Here is a 17,238-nt window from a genome sequence, read left to right as displayed (position 1 = left end):
GGTGCAAGGAGACACATGTTCGTCCGAGCCCACAGGGGAAACACGCTGGCCGCCGGGGTCGTCGTCCTGACCGCGTTCGTGGTCGAGGCAGAGCTGCGACCGGGGCCCGGCCTGGGCATACGGCTGGCGCTGACCGTCGCCCTGGCCGTGCTCGCGGGGCTCGGCGCGCTCCGCTCGCCGATCGACGACGACGGCCCGCGGACCTACCAGGAGCTGCTGCTGGCGTTGGCGGCGCTGGCGGTGACCGCGTCGGCGGCGCACCTGGCCGCGCTGCTCGGCCTGCTCGACGGCGGGCGTCCGGGGGCGGGCGAGGTCGCCGTGATCGCGGCCGTCGGCGCCGCGGTCGGCCTGGGGCTGGCGCGGATGCGGCAGGCGACGCTGGTGCTGGGGATCGGGGCGGTCCTGGGCGTGGTCGCGCTGCTCGCGGCGACCGCCGCCTGGTGGCCCGGCGACTCCCCGTTGCGGGGTGTCCGGCTGGTGCTGCTGGGGACGATGATCGCGTTGGCGCTCGGGGTCGCGGTCCGGATCGACGGCCGCTACCGCCAGGCCGTGGTGCTCGCCGACGTGCTGGCGATCGCGCTCGTGCTGCTGGCGGCGACCTTCCTGCTCGAGGCGTTCCCGGGGGCGACGGCCGCGCTCGGCTTGCCCGCCGGGTCGGACGGCGGCGCCGGTTGGGCCTGGCAGGTGCTGCTCGTCGTCTCCGGCTTCGCGCTGGTCGGCCTGGGCACCACGCTGCGCGAGGGTGGGCCGGGCTGGCTCGGGGCGCTCGGGCTGCTGGCCGCGCTCGCGGTCCTCGCCCACGACGAGCGGGGGCTGACCGGCTGGCCGCTGATCCTGTTGGCGATCGGCGTGGTCCTGGTCGTGGTCGCGCTGCGGCCGGTCGAGCACGAGATCGCGCCGGACGCGGAGGAGGCCGCGGGGCTGGAGCAGGCACCGACCGTCACGTTGCCCCGCCGCCCCGTGCTGGTGGCCGCCCCGCGCGACGACGAGGACGAGCAGCTGTAGGTCGACTAGCCCTGCTCGCGATGGACGTCGCGGGCGGTCGCCTGCGCCCGCGGGCGCACGACCACCTGGTCGATGTTCACGTGCCAGGGACGGGTCGCCGCGAACGAGACGATGTCGGCGATGTCGTCGGCGATCAGCGGCGTCATCCCCTGGTAGACCGCGGCCGCACGCTGCTCGTCGCCCCCGAAGCGGACGGTCGAGAAGTCGGTCTCGACCATGCCCGGCAGGATCTCGGTGACCCGGATCGGGCGGCCGAGCAGCTCGATCCGGAGCGTCTTGAGGACCGCCGAGATCGCGTGCTTAGCGGCGATGTAGCCGCCACCGCCGGGGTAGATCTCGAACCCGGCGATCGACCCGATCGTGACGATCCGGCCGTCGCCCGAGGCCTCCAGCGCGGCGGTCAGGGCCTGGGTCACGCGGACCACGCCGAGCACGTTGGCGTCGAACATCCACTGCCACTGCTCGAGGTCGGCGTCGAGCACCGGGTCGACCCCGAGCGCGCCGCCGGCGTTGTTGACCAGCACGCTGCAGACGGGGACCGCGGCGGCGAAGGCGGCGACCGAGTCGCGGTCGGTGACGTCGAGCGGCAGCGCGCGACCGCCGATCTCGGCGGCGATCGCCTCCAGCCGGTCGAGCCGGCGGGCGCCGAGCACGACCTCGAAGCCATCGGCCGCCAACCGTCGCGCGCTCGCCTCGCCGATCCCCCCGCTGGCGCCGGTGACCACGGCGACGGGGCGGCTCGTGGGCGGAACGGACGGCTGCGCGGGCATGCCGTCGGTTCTATCAGTGGGCGAGCGGCTAGCGTGCGGGCATGGACCTCCAAGAGCTGCTCTGGGCCGGCGCCGACGCCCAGGCGCGGGCGTTGCGCCAACGCGAGCTGACGGCCCCCGAGCTGCTCGAGGCGACGCTGGCCCGGATCGCCGCGGTCGGCCCCCGGGTCAACGCCTTCCGGATCGTCTACGCCGACGCCGCGCGAGCGGAGGCCGTCGCCGCCCAGGCCCGGATCGAGGCGGGGGAGGAGACCCCGCTGCTCGGCGTGCCGATCGCCGTCAAGGACGATCAGGACGTCGCCGGCGACGTGACCGGCTACGGCGGCCCGGCCCAGTGCCCGCCGGCGCAGGCGGACAGCGCCGTCGTCGCCCGGCTGCGGGCGGCCGGGGCGGTCGTCGTCGGCCGGACCCACGTGCCCGAGCGCTGCCAGTGGCCGTTCACCGAGACCCTGACCTACGGGGCGACCCGCAACCCGTGGGCGCTCGACCGCACGCCGGGCGGCTCGTCCGGCGGAACCGGGGCGGCGGTCGCCGCGGGCCTCGTCGGCGCCGGCACCGGTTCCGACGGCGGCGGGTCGATCCGGATCCCGTCCGCGGCCTGCGGGCTGTTCGGGGTCAAGCCGACCCGCGACCTGGTCTCGCTGGCGCCCCGGGTCGAGGGCTGGCACGGGCTCTCGGGGATCGGGCCGATCGGGCGGACCGTCGCCGACGCCGCGGCGATGCTCGACGTGCTCGCCGAGGACCGGCCCGTCGGCGGGGCCGACGGGGGCGACGCCGCCGGCTCCTACCGAGCCGCGGTCGAGGCCGGCCGCGACGGCACGCTTGGCCGGCTGCGGATCGCGCTCGCCTGGCGGGCGCCGCTCGGCCGGGTGCCGATCGAGGCCCAGCGGCGGCGGGCGGTCGAGGAGACCGCCGCCCGTCTGCGCGGCCTCGGGCACGAGGTCGTCGAGCGCGAGCTGCCGATCGGGGCCGGCGCGTTCCCGCAGTTCCTGTTCCGGTTCCTGCGCGGGATCGCCGACGACGTCGACCAGCTGCCGCACCCCGAGTGGCTGGAGCCGCGGACCCGCGGGTCGCGCCGCCTGGGACGGCTGGTCCCCGACCGCGCGCTGGCCTGGGCGCGGTCGGCGGAGTCCGACCTCCACGCGCAGATGCTGCCGTTCTTCACCGAGGTCGACGCGATCCTGATGCCGAGCCTGACCGGTCCGCCCTGGCGGATCGGCCGGTTCCACGGGCGCGGCGCGCTCACGACCCTGCTCGGCTCGGCGCAGCGGGTTCCGCACCTGCCGCTCTGGAACGCGCTCGGCTACCCGGTCGCGGCGGTGCCGGTCGGACGCGACGGCGACGGTCTCCCGATGGGCGTGCAGCTGATCGGCCCGGCCTACGGCGAGCGTCGGCTGTTGGGGTTGGCCGGGCAGCTCGAGCACGAGCGTCCGTGGGCCGCGGATCGCCCGCCGAGCTTCGGCTGACCACGGGCGGCGACGGCCGCATCCGGACCGCGGCGGTCACCCGAGCGCAACTCTCCGTGTCGCCGGACGCGCGACGATGGGGGCATGCACACGACGCTCGCCTCCACCGACGCCGTCGACCTCGACGAGCTGCTGCACGTCGCCGAGGAGGCCGCCCGGGCCGCCGCCGCCGAGCTGACGAGCCGGGCCGGCGACCTCGCCGCACTGCGGATCGACACGAAGTCGACGGCGACCGATCCGGTCAGCGAGGCCGACCTCGCCGCCGAGCGAGCGATCCGCGCCGTGCTCGCCCGCCGCGTGCCGGAGGACGGGATCGTCGGGGAGGAGGGCGACGACGTGCTCGGGAGCTCCGGCCGGCGCTGGATCGTCGATCCGCTCGACGGCACCGTCAACTACCTCTACGGGCTGCCGCAGTGGTGCGTCAGCGTCGCCTGCGAGGGCCTGGTCGGGGTGGTCTACGACCCGAGCCGCGAGGAGCTCTTCGCCGGCGCGGCGGACGGCCGTGCGACGCTCAACGGGGTTCCGTTGGCGTCGGTCACGACGCCGGTCGACGGGCTCGGCCACGCGCTGGTCAGCACCGGCTTCGGCTACGACCGCGCGGTCCGCGAGCAGCAGGCGCGGATCGTCGCGCGGCTGCTGCCGGAGGTCCGCGACCTGCGGCGGGCGGGGGCCGCGGCGCTCGACATCTGCTGGCTCGCCGCCGGCCGCGCCGACGCCTACTTCGAGTACGGCGTGAAGCCGTGGGACACCGCCGCGGGCGAGGTCATCGCCCGTGCCGTCGGCCTCGGCGTCGAGCGGCTGGAGCCCTACGGCGTGCTCTCGCCCGGCGTCCTGATCGCGCCGCCGGCGCTCCGCGACGCGCTGTACGCGCTGGTCGGGCCGCAGGCGGCCTGAGGCGCGGCGGCGAGCGGTCGCAGTCCGTCGTGTTTCCACTCGGTTAGCGCGGCCGGGCTGTCGGAACCAGGCCGAGCATCGACTCAGAACGACGAAAGCCCCGCGTTTGCGGGGCTTTCACGTCAGTACCCGGGGAGGGAATCGAACCCTCACTCCCTTGCGGGAAGCGGATTTTGAGTCCGCCGCGTCTACCGTTCCGCCACCCGGGCAGGTGACTCGCCCCGCCATCGTAGGCGGCGCGAGGGGAACCGTGCTGCTCGGCCGCGGTCAGGCGGGAACCGAGCGCCCCGGACGGCTGCCGCCGGCGCGCGGGGGCGGGTCGCCGATCTCGCTGTGGTGCCGCTCGACCTCGGTCTGCCAGTTCTGCGTGAAGGCGATGATCGTCAGCACGACCACCACGAACTGGATCGCCACGATCACGATCGTGAGGAAGCCGATCTGGGCCGAGAGGCTGGCGTCGAGGTAGCCGGGGGCGTCCCGCTCGTACCAGCTGGAGATCGAGACGCCGCCGAAGATCGCGATCAGGGCGGCGAGGCCGGCGGCCATCGGCAGCACCCCGCGGCTCCAGCGCACGAGCTGGATCACGAAGATCAGGTTGATCGCGATGAACACGATCTGCGCGACCTTCGCTTGTTGCATCAGGTCCCAGCCCATGACCGAGACGATCGCGATCATCACGGAGGAGACCAGTAGCGCAACGATGACCAAGACCCGCATCAGCTTGCTGGAAGCCTTTTCGCGGTTGGGCCACTCGATCAACGTGTTCTTCGCCATACCGCACGGCAGCCTACACTCCAGTAGGACCTGCGGCGGAAAAACGCTGCAGGTGCGCTCCAGCAACGCGAGCGGGCGTGGTGGAATTGGTAGACACGCGGGCTTTAGGTGCCCGTGGCGCAAGTCGTGGGGGTTCGAATCCCTCCGCCCGCATCGATCGAGCCGTCGCGGCGTCCTGAGGCACGAGGCCGCCTCGGGGCGCCGCTCGCGGCGGGCTCGGTGCCGGACGTCGCCTACCGCTGCGGCTCGACCGGATCGTCGCCCTCGCAGCACGGCGGGACGACGAGCAGCGGCACCCGCAGGTGGAAGTGGATGTAGGCGCCGACGCCGCCGAACATCGTCGAGGCCACGCGCCCGCGCCCGCGGGTGCCGACGACGATCAGGTCGTGCTGGCCCTCCCGGTACTGGGCGATGATCTGCTCGCCCGGGTTGCCGCGGCGGACGATGGTCGTCACCGAGAGGTCGTCGGGGGCCTGGGCGGCAGAGGTCCGGACGAGCGCCTCGGCGTCCTGCTCGGCGTCGCGGTCGAGCGCGGCGACGTCGACCCCGGCCCCGTAGACCGAGGCCGGGGGATCGGAGACGACGCAGAGGATCGTCAGCCGTGCGTGCAGGCCGCGGGCCAGTTCGGTGGCGTGTTCGAGGGCCCGGACGGCGGTTCCGGCCTGGTCGACGGCGACGAGGACGTTGCGGTACACGGCCCGAGCCTAGCCGCGGCGGGCGCGGTCGGGCAGAACTTCGGCGGCGGCCCGGGTGGGACGGTGCATCACGTGTCTGTGGCGGGGCCGGCGGGGTGCGGGCCCGGCCGCTCAGACGGGTGCGGTGGGTGCGGTGGGTGCGGTGGGCCCCGCCGGCAGCGCAGGCCGCAGCTCGTGGCCGTCGTCGGCGAGCCGGTGGCCCCGGGCGCAGACCAGCTCGGCCCGGACCGGGGCGCCGCAGCCGGCGTGGACGACCCGCAGCGGCGGACCCTCGGCGCCGGCGAGGTGACGATCGCCCCACTGCATCAACGCGGTCAGTACGGGTTGGAGCTCCCGCCCGGCCTCGGTCAATCGGTACTCCTGGCGGGTCCTGGTGCCGGGCGCCTGGTAGTCGCGGCGCTCCAGCACGCCGGCGTCGACCAGGTGCGAGAGCCGTTCGGCGAGCACGGCCCGCGGCGCTCCGGTGTGCTCGCGGATCGCCTCGAAGCGGCGGACGCCGAGGAAGACCTCGCGCAGCACCAGCAACGCCCAGCGCTCGCCCACGACCTCGAGCGAGCGGGCGACCGAGCAGACGCGCGGAGTGGGCATCGTCCGAGTCTCGCAGATTCTCCATTCGTTTTCCGAACTCAGCCCTGCTAGCGTTCGCGCCATGAGCAGCACGGAGCCGACGATCGAGCGCGACGAGCGGGGGATGCCCGTCTCCGGGCCGGACTCCTGGGGCACGCCGCGGCAGAAGACGGTGACCTGGTTCGACCCGTTCGCCAACGCCGCCAAGGGCGCGGGCCTGGCCGGCCGTGACTACCTCCAGGCGATGAAGGACGGGGAGCTGCCGCCGTCCCCGATCGCCTCCCTGATGGGCTTCGGGGTCGGCACGATCGGCGACGGTGAGATCACCTTCGTCGGGACCCCGGACGAGTCGGTCTACAACCCGATCGGGCTCGTCCACGGCGGCCTCGTCTGCACGATGCTCGACTCGGCGCTCGGCTGCGCGGTCCACACCACGCTGCCGGCCGGGGTCGGCTACACGTCGATCGACATCAGCGTCAGCTACCTGCGGCCGATCCACGCCACGACCGGGGAGCTGACCGTGCGCGGCTGGGTGACGAAGCCCGGCCGGCGGGTGGCGTTCGCCGAGGCCGACGTCCGCGACGGGGCCGGCAAGCTGCTGGCCAGCGGCTCGAGCTCGCTGCTGATCATGCCCGCGGGCGGCTGAGCCTGGCGGCCGTCGGCGACGTCGGAGGGCGGGTTCTGGCACCCTAACTAGACGTGACCGCGACCGCCTTCGCCCCGCCAATCGCGGCCCTCGAGTTCGTCAACGACGCCCTCTCGGGCATCGCCAGCGCGCTGGAGATCCCCGTGCACGTGGGCGCGCTCGTCCTGCTGCTGGTGCTCGCGCTGGAGCTGGGGCGGTCCGCGACCGAGACCTGGCGCCGGGCGCGGCCCCGGCGGGTGCGGCTCTACGAGGTCGCCGTCCGGGCCCTCACCGATCCGGCGCAAGGGGCCGGGCTCGCGCGGCTGGCGCCGAGTCCGCTCTCCGAGCGCGCGGTCCTCGACCTGGCCGCTGCGGCGAGCACCGGCCGGCCGGACGCCTACGAGCACGCGCTCGCCGACTACGAGCTCGGCGTCCAGCGGCGGCTCGACCGGACCCGGATGCTGGTCCGGGCGGGGCCGGCGCTCGGTCTGATGGGCACCCTGATCCCGCTCGCCCCGGGGCTCGGCGCGCTGGGGCGTGGGGACTTCGCAACCCTCGCCGGGGACCTCAAGGTCGCCTTCGCCGCGACCGTGATCGGCATTCTCGTCGGCACCGCGGCCTTCACCCTGACCCTGATCCGCACCCGGGTCTACACCGAGGACCTGGCGGCGCTCGAGCGGGCGGTCAGCGTCGTCGTGCCCGGGGCACTGGCGACGCCGGTGGCTGCGGCTCCGGCCCCGGTCGTCCCGCACCAGCGGATCACCCAGTCGATCGGGGAGCACGGGGCGTGAGGCGCGTCGGCCTGGGGCGCCACGGGCAGCTCGACAGCGATGCCGGGGATCCGCTCGACGGCCTGGTCAACCTGTTCGACGTCGGCCTGGTGCTGGCGGTCGCGTTCCTGATCGCCGGCCTCGGCCTCTCGGTCGACACGAAGACCGGCAAGGTCGAGCAGCGGCCGACGACGAAGGACGCCGGCCAGGAGAAGACCCTGACCACGCCCGACACCCCGACCGAGGCCAAGGGCCGCGGCGAGGCGGTCGGCACGGTCTACCGCCTGCCCGACGGCAAGCTGGTGCTGGTCGATCCCAACGGCAAGAAGACCCCGGCTCCGTAGACCGCCGTCAGCTTCGGCGGGAACGGCCGATCCCGTCCGGGAGCGCGGCGGCCCGCCGCGAGCGCGTCAGCCGGAGGGACGACAGCACGAAGACCCCGGCGAGGGCGGCCTGAACGCCGATCGTCACGCCGAACGCGCCGGTGATGCCGGCGCCGGTGTGCGAGACGGCGACGAAGAGCCCGCCCAGCAGCGCGACCCCGAACGAGAAGCCGAGCTGCTGGACGGTGCCGAAGAGGCCGCCGCTGAGCCCGGCGGCCGCGGCCGGGACCTGCCCCATCACGGTCTTGATCAGGGGGCCGAACATCAGCGCCTGTGAGAACCCCAGCACCACCAGGGGGACCTGGGCGAGCGTCATGTCGACCTCGTCGCCCTGGACCGCCACGAGCGTGCCGATCGCGACCAGCGAGAGCAGCTGGACCGACGCCCCGACCGTCATCGTGCGGTGCCCGAAGAGCGCGGTCAGGCGCCCCAACATGCTGGAGGCGAGCGCGAAGACGACGGCGAACGGCGCGAACGCGAGCCCCGACTCGAGCCCGTCGTAGCCGAGCCCTCGTTGGGTCAGCGCCGCGAACTCGTAGACGAACGCGCCGAAGCCGACGAAGTACAGGAGGTTCATCAGCAGCCCCAGCCGGAGCGCCGGAAGGCCCAGCAGGCGCGGGGGGACGAGCGGGGTCTGGCCCCGTCGCTCGAGCCGCCGCTGGCGCCGCCAGAAGCTCGCCGCGACGGCCAGCCCGAGCAGCAGGAGCGCGGCGAGGGTCGGCGACCAGCCGGTGCCGGAGCCGACCGTCAGCGGGTAGACCACCAGCACCAGAGCCGCCGCCAGCCCCAGCGAGCCGGAGGCGTCGAGGGTGAGCGGGGCGGTCGAGCGCGTCGGCGGGATCCGGGCCGCGGTCGCGAGCACGAGGACGGCGAGCAGCCCCGAGGACCAGACGACCGGGCGCCAGCCGAGGCCACCGATGTCGGCGGAGACGAGCAGTCCGCCGGCGATCTGGCCGACCACCATCCCGAGTCCCGAGCAGGTGGCGAAGAGCGCGACGGCGCGAGCCTTCCACGACCCGGTCTGCGTGGTCTGGATCGTCGACAGGATCTGGGGGCTGAGCGTGCCCATGGCGATGCCCTGCAGCGCGCGGACGGCGATCAGGACGGGGCCGGAGTCGGCCAGGCCGGCGACGACGGACGCGAGCGTGAAGACCGACGCCCCGAGCACGAAGAGCCGGCGGCGGCCGAAGCGGTCCCCGGCCCGGGCGGCGCAGATCAGCACGGCGGCCAGCATCGTCGTGTAGGCGCTGAGCACCAGTCCCTGCTGACCGGCGCTGAGATCGAGGTCCGCGCCGATCCGCAGCAGGGCCACGTTGACCGCCCCGATCGTGTAAGTCGCGGTGAAGGCCGCGAGCAGCAGCGAGGCCAGGCCCCGGCCGGGCCGGTCCGGTGCCGGCCGGGGGTCGGCCGTGGGCGCGGGACCGGGCGGGCACGACGGCGACGCTGTCGCCGGCGTCGCGGGCTCGCGGGCGGACGAGGGCAAGCGTTCGGTGTGGCCGGGGGAGGCGCCGGGGGCGTCGAGCGGTACGGGGTGCGGGGCCATGGAGGTGATGGTCGGGCCGCGCGGATCCGGGTACCAGGCCCCTGGTGATCCTGGTATCAGCAGCACCAGGGTGGGGCCGTCCCGGGCGGGCATACTCGGGGGATGACCGCGACCCGCCGACAGGAGCTGGGCCGTTTCCTCCGGGAGCGGCGCGGGCGCCTCCAGCCCGACGACGTCGGCCTGCCGGAGGGCCAGCGCCGGCGGACGCCGGGTCTTCGGCGCGAGGAGGTCGCGCAGCTGGCCGGGGTCGGCCTCACCTGGTACACGTGGCTCGAGCAGGGGCGCGACATCAACGCCTCCGAGCAGGTGCTGCTGGCGATCGCCCGGGTGCTGCGGCTGAACGACGACGAGCGCGACCACGTGCTCTCGCTCGCCGGGATGCGGAAGAGCGGCGAGCGCAGCGAGACGGCGATCGTCCCCGCGCTGCTGGATACCGTCGCCCAGCTGATGCCGTACCCGGCCTGCGTGCAGAACGGCCGCTTCGACCTGCTGGCCTACAACCGGACCTACCGGTTCCTGATCGAGGACGTCGACGGTCATCCGCCGGCCGACCGGAACTGCATGGTCCTGCACTTCGTCAGCCCGGACTGGGAGGCCTACTACCGGGACCACCGCGAGGTCGCGGTCTCGATGGTGGCGCGTCTGCGGACCCAGATCGTCGACCACCTCGACGACCCGTCGTGGACCGGGCTCGTCGCCCGCCTGCGAGACGCGTCGCCGCTGTTCGACGAGCTCTGGTCGCGCCAGGAGGTCTCCCGCACCGACATGCAGGTCAAGGAGTTCGACAACCCGCGGGTCGGTCTGATGCGCTTCCGGGTCGCGAGCCTCTGGTGGGAGGGCGGCGGCGACGTCCGGCTGCTGGTGATGACGCCCGCCGACGACGACAGCGCGCGCCGGGTCCGCGAGCTGGACGTCCTCGTCGCCGACGAGGACGTCCTGAGCGTCAACGGCTGAGCGCGGTCACTCGTCGACGATGCCCGTGCTGTCGGATGCCGTCGGCCGGTCCCTGCCGGGGCAGCCCGGACGAGGGCGTCGCGTCATCGCTCGCAGGCGATCCCGTCGCGGTCGGCGTCCAAGCGGTAGTGGTCGTTGCCGACCACCCGGAACGGGCCGCTGACGTAGTACGGGCCGTTGCCGCTTCCGCCGGCGCAGTCGTAGTCGGAGACGTTCGGCTTGAGGCAGCGACCGCGGTAGTTGCTGTCGCACTTCTGGCGCTTCTTCGTCACCGACGCGTGGCTCGTCGGGCCGGCTGGTGCGACCGACGCGAGGGTCGAGGCGGTGGGGACGGCGAGGGCGGTGGTGCCGGCGAGCAAGGCCAGCGTGAGGATCGAACGGCGCACGGTGCGCTCCTGGGGTCGTTGGACCTTCGGCCTATCGCCCAATGTGGACGCTGTCCACGAGTTGGGACGGTTCAACTGGACGGATGTCGTGCTCTTGTGCCGCACCGCGGCGGACGGAAGGGGGGTGGGTCTGGCCCGGGTCCGCATTGCGGTCGTCATCGCTCGCACTGCGGCCGCCGACATTCGCACGGGCCGCCGTCGTCCGGCGAGCGGCGCGGCTGGGCGCCCACACCCACGGGGCGCGCCGATCGGCCGAGCCCGGTATCACCTAGGGCATGCGCCTCTCCCGCACGACCGCGATCGTCGTGACCGTTGCCAGCCTGGCCATGGTCGGCTGCGGCAGCTCCGACGACGACCAGCAGCCGGCGGCCTCGCCGTCCACCGAGGCTCCCGCCACGACCACGGCGCCCGTCGCCACGGCTCCGGGCACGACGACGGCCCCGACGACCCCGACGAACCCCGCTCCCTCGACCACGCCGACCGGCACCACGACCACGCCGACGACCACCTCGACCCAGCCGAGCGGGGGCACGCCGCCGCCGTCGGATACGCCGGCCGCGACGACGCCGAAGGACGCCGGTGGCGATCAGCCGACGATCAGCATCGGATCCGACGGCAACGCTCGCGCGACCGCCGGCGACGGCGCACTCGCCGAGCTCTGGTGCGACGCGGCTCAGCAGGGTGCCTACGACAGCCAGGTCGGCGACGCCAACGCGCTGGTGATCACCGTCCGTGGCAGCGACAGCGTTCGCCGCTGCGACTTGCCGGGCTGAGCAGGCGACGGCGCCACGTGGCTCGTTCGCCCTTCCGGCGGCGGGCCGCGGCGGTCGTCGGACCCGGTGGCCGCGGTCGGACGGACGAGCCGACAGAGGACCCCGCGGGCCGGGTATTATCCGCGATCCCGGGGGATTAGTGTATCGGTAACACGACGGTCTCCAAAACCGTAACGGGAGGTTCGATTCCTCCATCCCCCGCCTCTCGAATCGGCGCCTCCGGGCGCCGTTCGTCGTTCCGGGGGAGCACCGTCGGGATCGGCCGCACGGCGCGGGAGACGGCGAAGATCACCTGCGTGCACCAACGTGCGCTCACGTTCGCCGGCCGCCTCTTACGATCGCCGGGTGCGTGACGGAGCGGCAACGGCGGGGGAGGAGACGGACCAGGAAGCGAACGCCGGTCGTCGCCGGACCGCCGTCCTCAGCGTCGTCGCCGCCTGCGTGCTGGTCGTCCTCAAGCTCGTCACCGGGCTGATCACCGGCTCGCTCGGCCTGCTGGCCGAGGCCGCGCACTCCGGCGCCGACCTGGTCGCGGCGCTGCTGACCCTCTTCGCGGTCTCGGTCGCCGTCAAGCCGGCCGACCACGAGCACCAGTTCGGGCACGGCAAGGCCGAGCACCTGGCGGCGTTGACCGAGTCGGCGTTCCTGCTGCTCGTGTCCGCCTGGCTCGGGTCCCAGGCGATCGGCCGGCTGCTCGATCCCGGCGGCCACACGATCGACGCGGCCTGGTGGGCGATCCTCGTGCTGGTCGTGGTGATCGCGATCGACCTGACCCGGATGCTCGCCTCCCACCGGGCGTCGGTCCGCTACGGATCGCCCGCGCTGGCCGCCAACGCCCTCCACTTCGCCGGGGACCTGGCCGGCTCGCTCGCCGTCCTCTGCGGCCTGATCGGCGTCGCGCTCGGCTGGCCGCAGGCCGACGCGGTCGCCGCGCTGCTGGTCGCGGCGCTGGTGATCGTGGCGGCGATCCGGTTGCTCCGCGGCTCGGTCGACGTGCTGATGGACCGTGCCGACCAGCGGGCAGTCGCGGCGGTCGAGCAGGCGGTCGCCGGGATGGTCCGGCCCGAGGACCTGCGGCGGCTGCGGGCCCGCCACGCCGCCGGGCGGGACTTCATCGACGTGGTGATCGCCGTCCGCGCCGACGCCGGGCTCGAGCTGGCCCACGCGCGGGCGGACGAGGTCGAGCAGGCGATCGGCGAGGCCCTGCCCGGGGCGGACGTGATCGTCCACGTCGAGCCGGTCGAGCGCGAGGGCGGAACCCGCGAGCGGGCGACCGCCGCTGCGCTGCGGGTGCCGCGGGTCCACGAGGTCCACAACGTCGGCGTGCTGTCGCTGGCCGACGGCCGGCAGGAGATCACGCTCCACGTCAAGGTCGCGCCCGAGCTGACGCTCTACGAGGGGCACCGGATCGCCGAGCGGGTCGAGGACGAGATCCGCGCCGCCTGCGGGGAGGCGGTCCGGGTGATGACCCACATCGAGCCGCTGGCGCTGCCGGCGGAGGCCGAGGCGGTCGCCGAGGACGACGGGCGTCGTGAGCGCGAGGTGGTCGAGGAGGCCGTCTGCGCCGCGACCGGACGCGGCCCGGCCGAGATCGAGCTCCGTGACACCGCGGCGGGCCGCGTCGTCCTGACCACCGTCGTGCTGCCCGGCGACCGCTCGGTCGGCGAGGCGCACCGGCGGGCCGGGCGCGTCGAGCACGAGGTCCGCGAGCGCTGCCCGTGGCTGGCCGACGTGATCGTCCACACCGATCCGGCGCCCGAGGCCGACCCGGAATGACGACCGGCGGGACGCAGGCGACGACCAATCCGCGCCGCGGCTGGGTCGTCGCGGCGCTGATGCTGACCCTCGCGCTCGCCGCGCTCGAGGGCACGATCGTCGCCACCGCCGTCCCGCAGCTGGTCGGCGACCTCGGCGGGTTCTCGCTGTTCGGTTGGGTCTTCTCCGCCTACCTGCTGACCCAGACCGTCACGATCCCCGTCTACGGCAAGCTCTCGGACGTCTACGGGCGCAAGCCGGTGCTGCTGATCGGGATCGCGATCTTCCTGGTCGGCTCGGGGCTGGCCGCGGCGGCCTGGAGCATGGTCGCGCTGATCGCCTTCCGGGTGATCCAGGGGATCGGGGCGGGGGCGATCCAGGCGACCGTCCAGACCGTCGCCGGCGACCTCTATCCGATGCAGCAGCGCGGCCGGATCCAGGCCCAGCTGGCGAGCGTCTGGGGCGTCTCCGCCGTGCTCGGCCCGCTCGTCGGCGGGGTCCTGGTCGACACGCTCTCGTGGCGCTGGATCTTCCTGATCAACCTGCCCGTCGGGTTGGTCGCCGCCGGGATGCTGTGGCGGCACCTGCACGAGGACGTCGTCCGCCGGCCGCACCGGATCGACGTCCCCGGCACCGTGCTGATGCTGACGGCGGGCGGCGCGCTGGTCTTCGGCCTGCTCCAGGGCGGGGTCGCCTGGGACTGGACGTCGACGGCCAGCATCTGCGTCTTCGCGGTCGCACTGGCGGCGGGGATCGCGACCTTCTTCGTCGAGCGACGGGCCGAGGACCCGGTGATGCCGCCGTGGCTGTGGAGCCGCCGCTCGCTGGTCGGGCCGAACCTCGGGATGGCCGGCCTCGGCTTCCTGGTGATCGGTCCGACGACGTTCCTGCCGCTCTACGGCCAGACCGTGCTCGGGCTGGGGACGGTCGCGTCCGGCTTCCTGCTGGCGACGATGATCATCAGCTGGCCGATCGCGGCCGCGTACGCCAACCGCCTCTACCTGCGGATCGGCTTCCGACGCAGCGCGATGACCGGCGCGGTGATCGCGACCGCGGCGACGATCGCCTTCGTGCTGCTGCCCGAGCGGCCGTCGATGGTCGCGGTGCTGGCGACCAGCCTGGTGCTCGGCGTCGGCTGCGGCCTGCTCTCGGTGCCGCTGGTGGTCGGCGTCCAGTCGACCGTCGGCTGGGAGGGCCGCGGGGTGGTGACGAGCACCGCGATGTTCATGCGCTTCCTCGGCCAGAGCGTCGGGGCCGGGCTCTTCGGGGCGATCGCGAACGGGACCCTCCACGCGCGCCTGAACGACGCGCCGGCCGACCTCCAGGGACGCCTGCCCGCCGACATCGACGGGATCAGCCGGGCGCTGGAGGGGGAGGGGCACTTCGACGCGGCGGCCACCGACTACCTGGCGCAGGCGATGTCGGCGGCCGTCAGCCACGTCTACGTCGGCCTGGCGGTGGTCGCCGCGATCACCTTCGTGCTGCTGATGACGGTGATGCCGCGCCGGCAGCCGCTGGTTGCCCACGAGCGGCCGGCGGTCAGCGGGGACTGAGGACAGGCCGGCCGGCAACGGACCGGGGCGACCGAGGACGCGGTCGGTGGGCGACGGACCGGGGCGACCGAGGACGCGGCGGGACTACGGCGCCGCGGCCGGCACGGTCCGTTCGCCGGCCAGCAGGCCGGCGTCGGTCAGGCGCAGCGCCCGCACGGCGACCCCGGCCGAGCCCAGCGCCAGCAGCGCGGACCAGCGGGCGGGGACCGTGAACGGCTCCCAGCCGCGGGTCTCCCAGCGGGCGGTGAAGATCCGCTGGCGGGCGTGGCTGCCGTCGCGCCAGGCGTCCTCCAGCCGGTCGTGATCGCCGTCGCGCAGGGTCCGGGCCGCCTCGCGCAGGCGGTCGGCGACGTGGTCGAGCGCGTCCGCGGTCAGGTCGGCGTTGGCGTGGAGGACCTCCAGCCAGAGCCCGAGCGGGGCGCCCGCGACCCGGGTCGCGTCGCGCAGGCTGCCGCCGGAGAGCGCTGCCGCCAGCAGCGGCCCGTCGGTCGTGGTCAGCGCCTCGACGGCGACCGCCCCGGCGATCAGGTGCGGCGCGTGGCTGGTGGCGGCGACCGCGCGGTCGTGGGCGTCGGCGGTGCAGACGACGATCCGCGCCTCCAGCGCCTCCAGCACGCCAGCGGCGAGCACCAGCGGGTCGACCGTCGCGGACTCGCCGTCGGGGTCGCTGGCGGGCGGGCAGACGGCCCACGGCGCCCCGCGCAGGAGGTCCGCTCGGGCCGACTCGTGGCCGCCGCGCTCGGCGCCGGCCATCGGGTGGGCGGGGAGGAAGCGGTCGGCGTGCTCGGGGCTCCGCAGACGGACGTCCTCGACGACCCGCCGCTTGACCGACGCCGCGTCGATCACGAGCAGCGACTCGTTGGCGGCGAGCGCGGCAGCGGCGACCGGTGCGGTTGCGTGGGGCGGGACGCAGAGCAGCAGGACGTCGACGGCGCGGGCGGTCGCCTCGGGTGAGCCATCGGCGGGAATCCCCTGCTGCTCGCACCAGGTCCGGGGCTCGGGCCAGACGTCGCAGCCGCGAACGTCGAAGCCGGCGTCGCGCAGGGCCAGCAGCGCCGAGCCGCCGATCAGGCCGAGGCCGCAGACCCCGACCGTCGGGCGCTCCCCGGCGCCGCTCACGTCTGCTCCGTGCGCGCCAGCATCTCGCGCAGGCGCTCCTGGAGCGCCTGGTCGCCGGGCGGGGCGGCGATCCCCGACGGCCGTGTCGGGTCCTCCGGGTAGCTGCCGAGGAAGCGCACGTCGACCGAGGCCCGCAGCAGGCCGAGGGTGGCGTCGCGGACGCGCGGGTCGTCGAGGTGGCCCTGGGTCTCGACGAAGAAGACGTACTCGCCGAGCAGCTCCTTGGTCGGGCGCGACTTGATCGCGGTCATGTTGATCCCGCGCCCGGAGAACTCGCTGAGCAGCTGGACGAGGCTGCCGGGCCGGTCCTGGTCCGGGTGGAGCACGAACGCCGAGCGGTCGCGGCCGGTCGGGCCGGGGCAGCGGCGGCCGAGGCGGAGGAAGCGGGTCGAGGCGCGGTCGTCGTCGCGCAGCCCCTCCTCGATCGCGACCAGCCCGAAGTGACCGCCGGCGTCGGGGCCGGCGAGCGCGCCCCAACCGGGTTCGTCGGTCTCGGCGATCTCGCGGCAGGCGACGCCGTTGGAGCTGGCCGCCCGCGTGAGCAGCCCGTGGGCGTCGATGAACCGCTTGCACTGGGCGAGGCCGACGGAGTGCGACGCGACGGCCCGCAGGGGGGAGTCGTCGCCGGGGCGGCGCCAGAGGGTGAACGAGACCTCGAGCACCCGCTCGGCGGTGATGACGATGTCGTCCTCGGTCGCCAGCAGCAGGTCGAGGTTGGCGGCGACCGGGCCGTCGAGGCTGTTCTCGAACGCGATCACGGCGCTCTCGGCGGTGCCGTCGGCGACCGCGGCGATCACGTCCTCGGCCCGGTCGAGTGGACGCAGCTGCTCCCCGGGCCGGGCGAGGTCGAGCGCGGCACGGTGGGTGAAGGTGCCTTCGGGTCCGAGGAACGCCAGGTCGGCCATCCGCTGAGCCTACCCCGCGGGGGTCGGTGGATCCCGTGCGCTCCGGGCTCGGCGCGCGGGCAGACCGCGATCGGCCGGTCCCGGGTAAACTGCAGGAGCACCGGCGGGCGAGGTGTTGTGGTTGCACAGGAGCCTTCCAAGCTCTTAGGGCGGGTTCGATTCCCGTCGCCCGCTCCATCGAAACGACGAGGGCCGCGACTGATGTCGCGCCCCTCGCTGCTTCCCTCGTGATTCGTCCCGTGTGGAGGTGCCCGCGTCCGCCCGGTTGCTGCGGACGCGGGGGTCTTGGCGGTTCCATCAG

Annotated in this window: 18 protein-coding genes and 4 tRNA genes; 13 read left to right on the top strand and 9 right to left on the bottom strand. The window is 74.5% G+C overall.

Going from position 1 to position 17,238, the window contains the following annotated elements; all coding sequences use genetic code 11:
* Nucleotides 1-15: 15 nt before the first annotated feature.
* A complete protein-coding gene (locus tag ACVUH9_RS16710; protein ID WP_475758908.1) occupies nucleotides 16-1,005 on the top strand; it encodes a hypothetical protein in 990 nt (329 codons plus the stop codon).
* Between the two features lie 5 nt (nucleotides 1,006-1,010).
* Here the strand turns inward: ACVUH9_RS16710 and ACVUH9_RS16705 are convergent, their stop codons facing one another.
* Nucleotides 1,011-1,775 carry an SDR family NAD(P)-dependent oxidoreductase gene (locus ACVUH9_RS16705; RefSeq protein WP_475758906.1) on the bottom strand — a complete coding sequence of 255 codons (765 nt, stop codon included), beginning with the start codon at nucleotides 1,773-1,775 and terminating at the stop codon, nucleotides 1,011-1,013.
* Between the two features lie 41 nt (nucleotides 1,776-1,816).
* On the opposite strand from ACVUH9_RS16705, the gene ACVUH9_RS16700 reads away from it, so the two are divergent.
* Both ACVUH9_RS16700 and ACVUH9_RS16695 read left to right on the top strand, forming a co-directional pair.
* Nucleotides 1,817-3,241, top strand: coding sequence for an amidase (locus ACVUH9_RS16700; RefSeq protein ID WP_475758904.1), 1,425 nt, complete (start codon nucleotides 1,817-1,819; stop codon nucleotides 3,239-3,241).
* 84 nt (nucleotides 3,242-3,325) lie between these two features.
* Nucleotides 3,326-4,135, top strand: a complete 810-nt coding sequence (locus tag ACVUH9_RS16695; protein WP_475758902.1) for an inositol monophosphatase family protein — start codon at nucleotides 3,326-3,328, stop codon at nucleotides 4,133-4,135.
* Between the two features lie 126 nt (nucleotides 4,136-4,261).
* Here the strand turns inward: ACVUH9_RS16695 and ACVUH9_RS16690 are convergent.
* Nucleotides 4,262-4,344 (bottom strand) — tRNA-Leu (locus tag ACVUH9_RS16690).
* Between the two features lie 58 nt (nucleotides 4,345-4,402).
* On the bottom strand, nucleotides 4,403-4,909 hold the full coding sequence (locus ACVUH9_RS16685) for a hypothetical protein (protein WP_475758900.1): 507 nt from the start codon (nucleotides 4,907-4,909) through the stop codon (nucleotides 4,403-4,405).
* Between the two features lie 71 nt (nucleotides 4,910-4,980).
* Here ACVUH9_RS16685 and ACVUH9_RS16680 point away from each other — a divergent pair.
* Nucleotides 4,981-5,062: transfer RNA gene (locus ACVUH9_RS16680), tRNA-Leu, on the top strand.
* A gap of 80 nt (nucleotides 5,063-5,142) precedes the next feature.
* On the opposite strand, the gene ACVUH9_RS16675 is transcribed toward ACVUH9_RS16680, so the two are convergent.
* Both ACVUH9_RS16675 and ACVUH9_RS16670 read right to left on the bottom strand, forming a co-directional pair.
* Nucleotides 5,143-5,604, bottom strand: coding sequence for a universal stress protein (locus ACVUH9_RS16675; protein WP_475758898.1), 462 nt, complete (start codon nucleotides 5,602-5,604; stop codon nucleotides 5,143-5,145).
* Between the two features lie 111 nt (nucleotides 5,605-5,715).
* The gene (locus ACVUH9_RS16670; RefSeq protein ID WP_475758896.1) at nucleotides 5,716-6,192 is read right to left on the bottom strand and encodes a winged helix-turn-helix transcriptional regulator; all 477 of its coding nucleotides are present in this window, start codon (nucleotides 6,190-6,192) and stop codon (nucleotides 5,716-5,718) included.
* Nucleotides 6,193-6,253: 61 nt separating this feature from the next.
* Between ACVUH9_RS16670 and ACVUH9_RS16665 the strand changes: the two genes are divergently transcribed.
* From ACVUH9_RS16665 to ACVUH9_RS16655, 3 genes are read left to right on the top strand one after another with little or no spacing between them, the layout of a single operon-like run.
* Nucleotides 6,254-6,817 carry a PaaI family thioesterase gene (locus tag ACVUH9_RS16665; RefSeq protein WP_475758894.1) on the top strand — a complete coding sequence of 188 codons (564 nt, stop codon included), beginning with the start codon at nucleotides 6,254-6,256 and terminating at the stop codon, nucleotides 6,815-6,817.
* Nucleotides 6,818-6,870: 53 nt separating this feature from the next.
* Nucleotides 6,871-7,587, top strand: a complete 717-nt coding sequence (locus ACVUH9_RS16660; RefSeq protein WP_475758892.1) for a MotA/TolQ/ExbB proton channel family protein — start codon at nucleotides 6,871-6,873, stop codon at nucleotides 7,585-7,587.
* A complete protein-coding gene (locus tag ACVUH9_RS16655; protein WP_475758891.1) occupies nucleotides 7,584-7,910 on the top strand; it encodes a DUF2149 domain-containing protein in 327 nt (108 codons plus the stop codon). The genes ACVUH9_RS16660 and ACVUH9_RS16655 overlap by 4 nt, the downstream gene beginning before the upstream one ends.
* A gap of 7 nt (nucleotides 7,911-7,917) precedes the next feature.
* Here the strand turns inward: ACVUH9_RS16655 and ACVUH9_RS16650 are convergent, their stop codons facing one another.
* The gene (locus tag ACVUH9_RS16650; protein ID WP_475758890.1) at nucleotides 7,918-9,492 is read right to left on the bottom strand and encodes an MFS transporter; all 1,575 of its coding nucleotides are present in this window, start codon (nucleotides 9,490-9,492) and stop codon (nucleotides 7,918-7,920) included.
* A gap of 102 nt (nucleotides 9,493-9,594) precedes the next feature.
* Here ACVUH9_RS16650 and ACVUH9_RS16645 point away from each other — a divergent pair, with 102 nt between their 5' ends.
* Nucleotides 9,595-10,446, top strand: a complete 852-nt coding sequence (locus ACVUH9_RS16645) for a helix-turn-helix transcriptional regulator (protein ID WP_475758889.1) — start codon at nucleotides 9,595-9,597, stop codon at nucleotides 10,444-10,446.
* Nucleotides 10,447-10,529: 83 nt separating this feature from the next.
* On the opposite strand, the gene ACVUH9_RS16640 is transcribed toward ACVUH9_RS16645, so the two are convergent.
* Nucleotides 10,530-10,832: an excalibur domain-containing protein gene (locus ACVUH9_RS16640; protein WP_475758888.1), complete on the bottom strand. Its 303-nt coding sequence runs from the start codon at nucleotides 10,830-10,832 to the stop codon at nucleotides 10,530-10,532.
* 275 nt (nucleotides 10,833-11,107) lie between these two features.
* Between ACVUH9_RS16640 and ACVUH9_RS16635 the strand changes: the two genes are divergently transcribed.
* From ACVUH9_RS16635 to ACVUH9_RS16620, 4 genes are all read left to right on the top strand, one after another.
* A complete protein-coding gene (locus ACVUH9_RS16635) occupies nucleotides 11,108-11,605 on the top strand; it encodes a hypothetical protein (RefSeq protein ID WP_475758886.1) in 498 nt (165 codons plus the stop codon).
* Between the two features lie 130 nt (nucleotides 11,606-11,735).
* Nucleotides 11,736-11,806 (top strand) — tRNA-Trp (locus ACVUH9_RS16630).
* 144 nt (nucleotides 11,807-11,950) lie between these two features.
* Nucleotides 11,951-13,381, top strand: a complete 1,431-nt coding sequence (locus ACVUH9_RS16625; protein ID WP_475758884.1) for a cation diffusion facilitator family transporter — start codon at nucleotides 11,951-11,953, stop codon at nucleotides 13,379-13,381.
* Complete coding sequence (locus ACVUH9_RS16620) at nucleotides 13,378-14,913, top strand: MFS transporter (RefSeq protein ID WP_475758883.1); 1,536 nt, start codon at nucleotides 13,378-13,380, stop codon at nucleotides 14,911-14,913. Before ACVUH9_RS16625 ends, ACVUH9_RS16620 begins: the two co-directional genes overlap by 4 nt.
* An 84-nt stretch (nucleotides 14,914-14,997) precedes the next feature.
* On the opposite strand, the gene ACVUH9_RS16615 is transcribed toward ACVUH9_RS16620, so the two are convergent.
* Together ACVUH9_RS16615 and pheA are read right to left on the bottom strand one after the other, a co-directional pair.
* Nucleotides 14,998-16,032 carry a prephenate dehydrogenase gene (locus ACVUH9_RS16615; RefSeq protein WP_475758881.1) on the bottom strand — a complete coding sequence of 345 codons (1,035 nt, stop codon included), beginning with the start codon at nucleotides 16,030-16,032 and terminating at the stop codon, nucleotides 14,998-15,000.
* Nucleotides 16,029-16,937: a prephenate dehydratase gene (gene pheA / locus ACVUH9_RS16610; RefSeq protein ID WP_475758879.1), complete on the bottom strand. Its 909-nt coding sequence runs from the start codon at nucleotides 16,935-16,937 to the stop codon at nucleotides 16,029-16,031. Before pheA ends, ACVUH9_RS16615 begins: the two co-directional genes overlap by 4 nt.
* A 103-nt stretch (nucleotides 16,938-17,040) precedes the next feature.
* On the opposite strand from pheA, the gene ACVUH9_RS16605 reads away from it, so the two are divergent.
* Nucleotides 17,041-17,114: transfer RNA gene (locus ACVUH9_RS16605), tRNA-Gly, on the top strand.
* The last annotated feature ends 124 nt before the right edge of the window (nucleotides 17,115-17,238 follow it).

The organism is Patulibacter ginsengiterrae (genome assembly GCF_056269115.1).
Note: the sequence above shows the minus strand (reverse complement) of the source record. Positions and strands in the feature narration are given on the sequence as shown.

Bases quoted from the DNA above. Each gene is read 5' to 3' on its own strand.
- ACVUH9_RS16710 (WP_475758908.1), top strand. From the start codon at position 16: ATGTTCGTCCGAGCCCACAGGGGAAACACGCTGGCCGCCGGGGTCGTC.
- ACVUH9_RS16705 (WP_475758906.1), bottom strand. From the start codon at position 1,775: ATGCCCGCGCAGCCGTCCGTTCCGCCCACGAGCCGCCCCGTCGCCGTG.
- ACVUH9_RS16700 (WP_475758904.1), top strand. From the start codon at position 1,817: ATGGACCTCCAAGAGCTGCTCTGGGCCGGCGCCGACGCCCAGGCGCGG.
- ACVUH9_RS16695 (WP_475758902.1), top strand. From the start codon at position 3,326: ATGCACACGACGCTCGCCTCCACCGACGCCGTCGACCTCGACGAGCTG.
- ACVUH9_RS16685 (WP_475758900.1), bottom strand. From the start codon at position 4,909: ATGGCGAAGAACACGTTGATCGAGTGGCCCAACCGCGAAAAGGCTTCC.
- ACVUH9_RS16670 (WP_475758896.1), bottom strand. From the start codon at position 6,192: ATGCCCACTCCGCGCGTCTGCTCGGTCGCCCGCTCGCTCGAGGTCGTG.
- ACVUH9_RS16665 (WP_475758894.1), top strand. From the start codon at position 6,254: ATGAGCAGCACGGAGCCGACGATCGAGCGCGACGAGCGGGGGATGCCC.
- ACVUH9_RS16650 (WP_475758890.1), bottom strand. From the start codon at position 9,492: ATGGCCCCGCACCCCGTACCGCTCGACGCCCCCGGCGCCTCCCCCGGC.
- ACVUH9_RS16645 (WP_475758889.1), top strand. From the start codon at position 9,595: ATGACCGCGACCCGCCGACAGGAGCTGGGCCGTTTCCTCCGGGAGCGG.
- ACVUH9_RS16635 (WP_475758886.1), top strand. From the start codon at position 11,108: ATGCGCCTCTCCCGCACGACCGCGATCGTCGTGACCGTTGCCAGCCTG.
- ACVUH9_RS16620 (WP_475758883.1), top strand. From the start codon at position 13,378: ATGACGACCGGCGGGACGCAGGCGACGACCAATCCGCGCCGCGGCTGG.
- pheA (WP_475758879.1), bottom strand. From the start codon at position 16,937: ATGGCCGACCTGGCGTTCCTCGGACCCGAAGGCACCTTCACCCACCGT.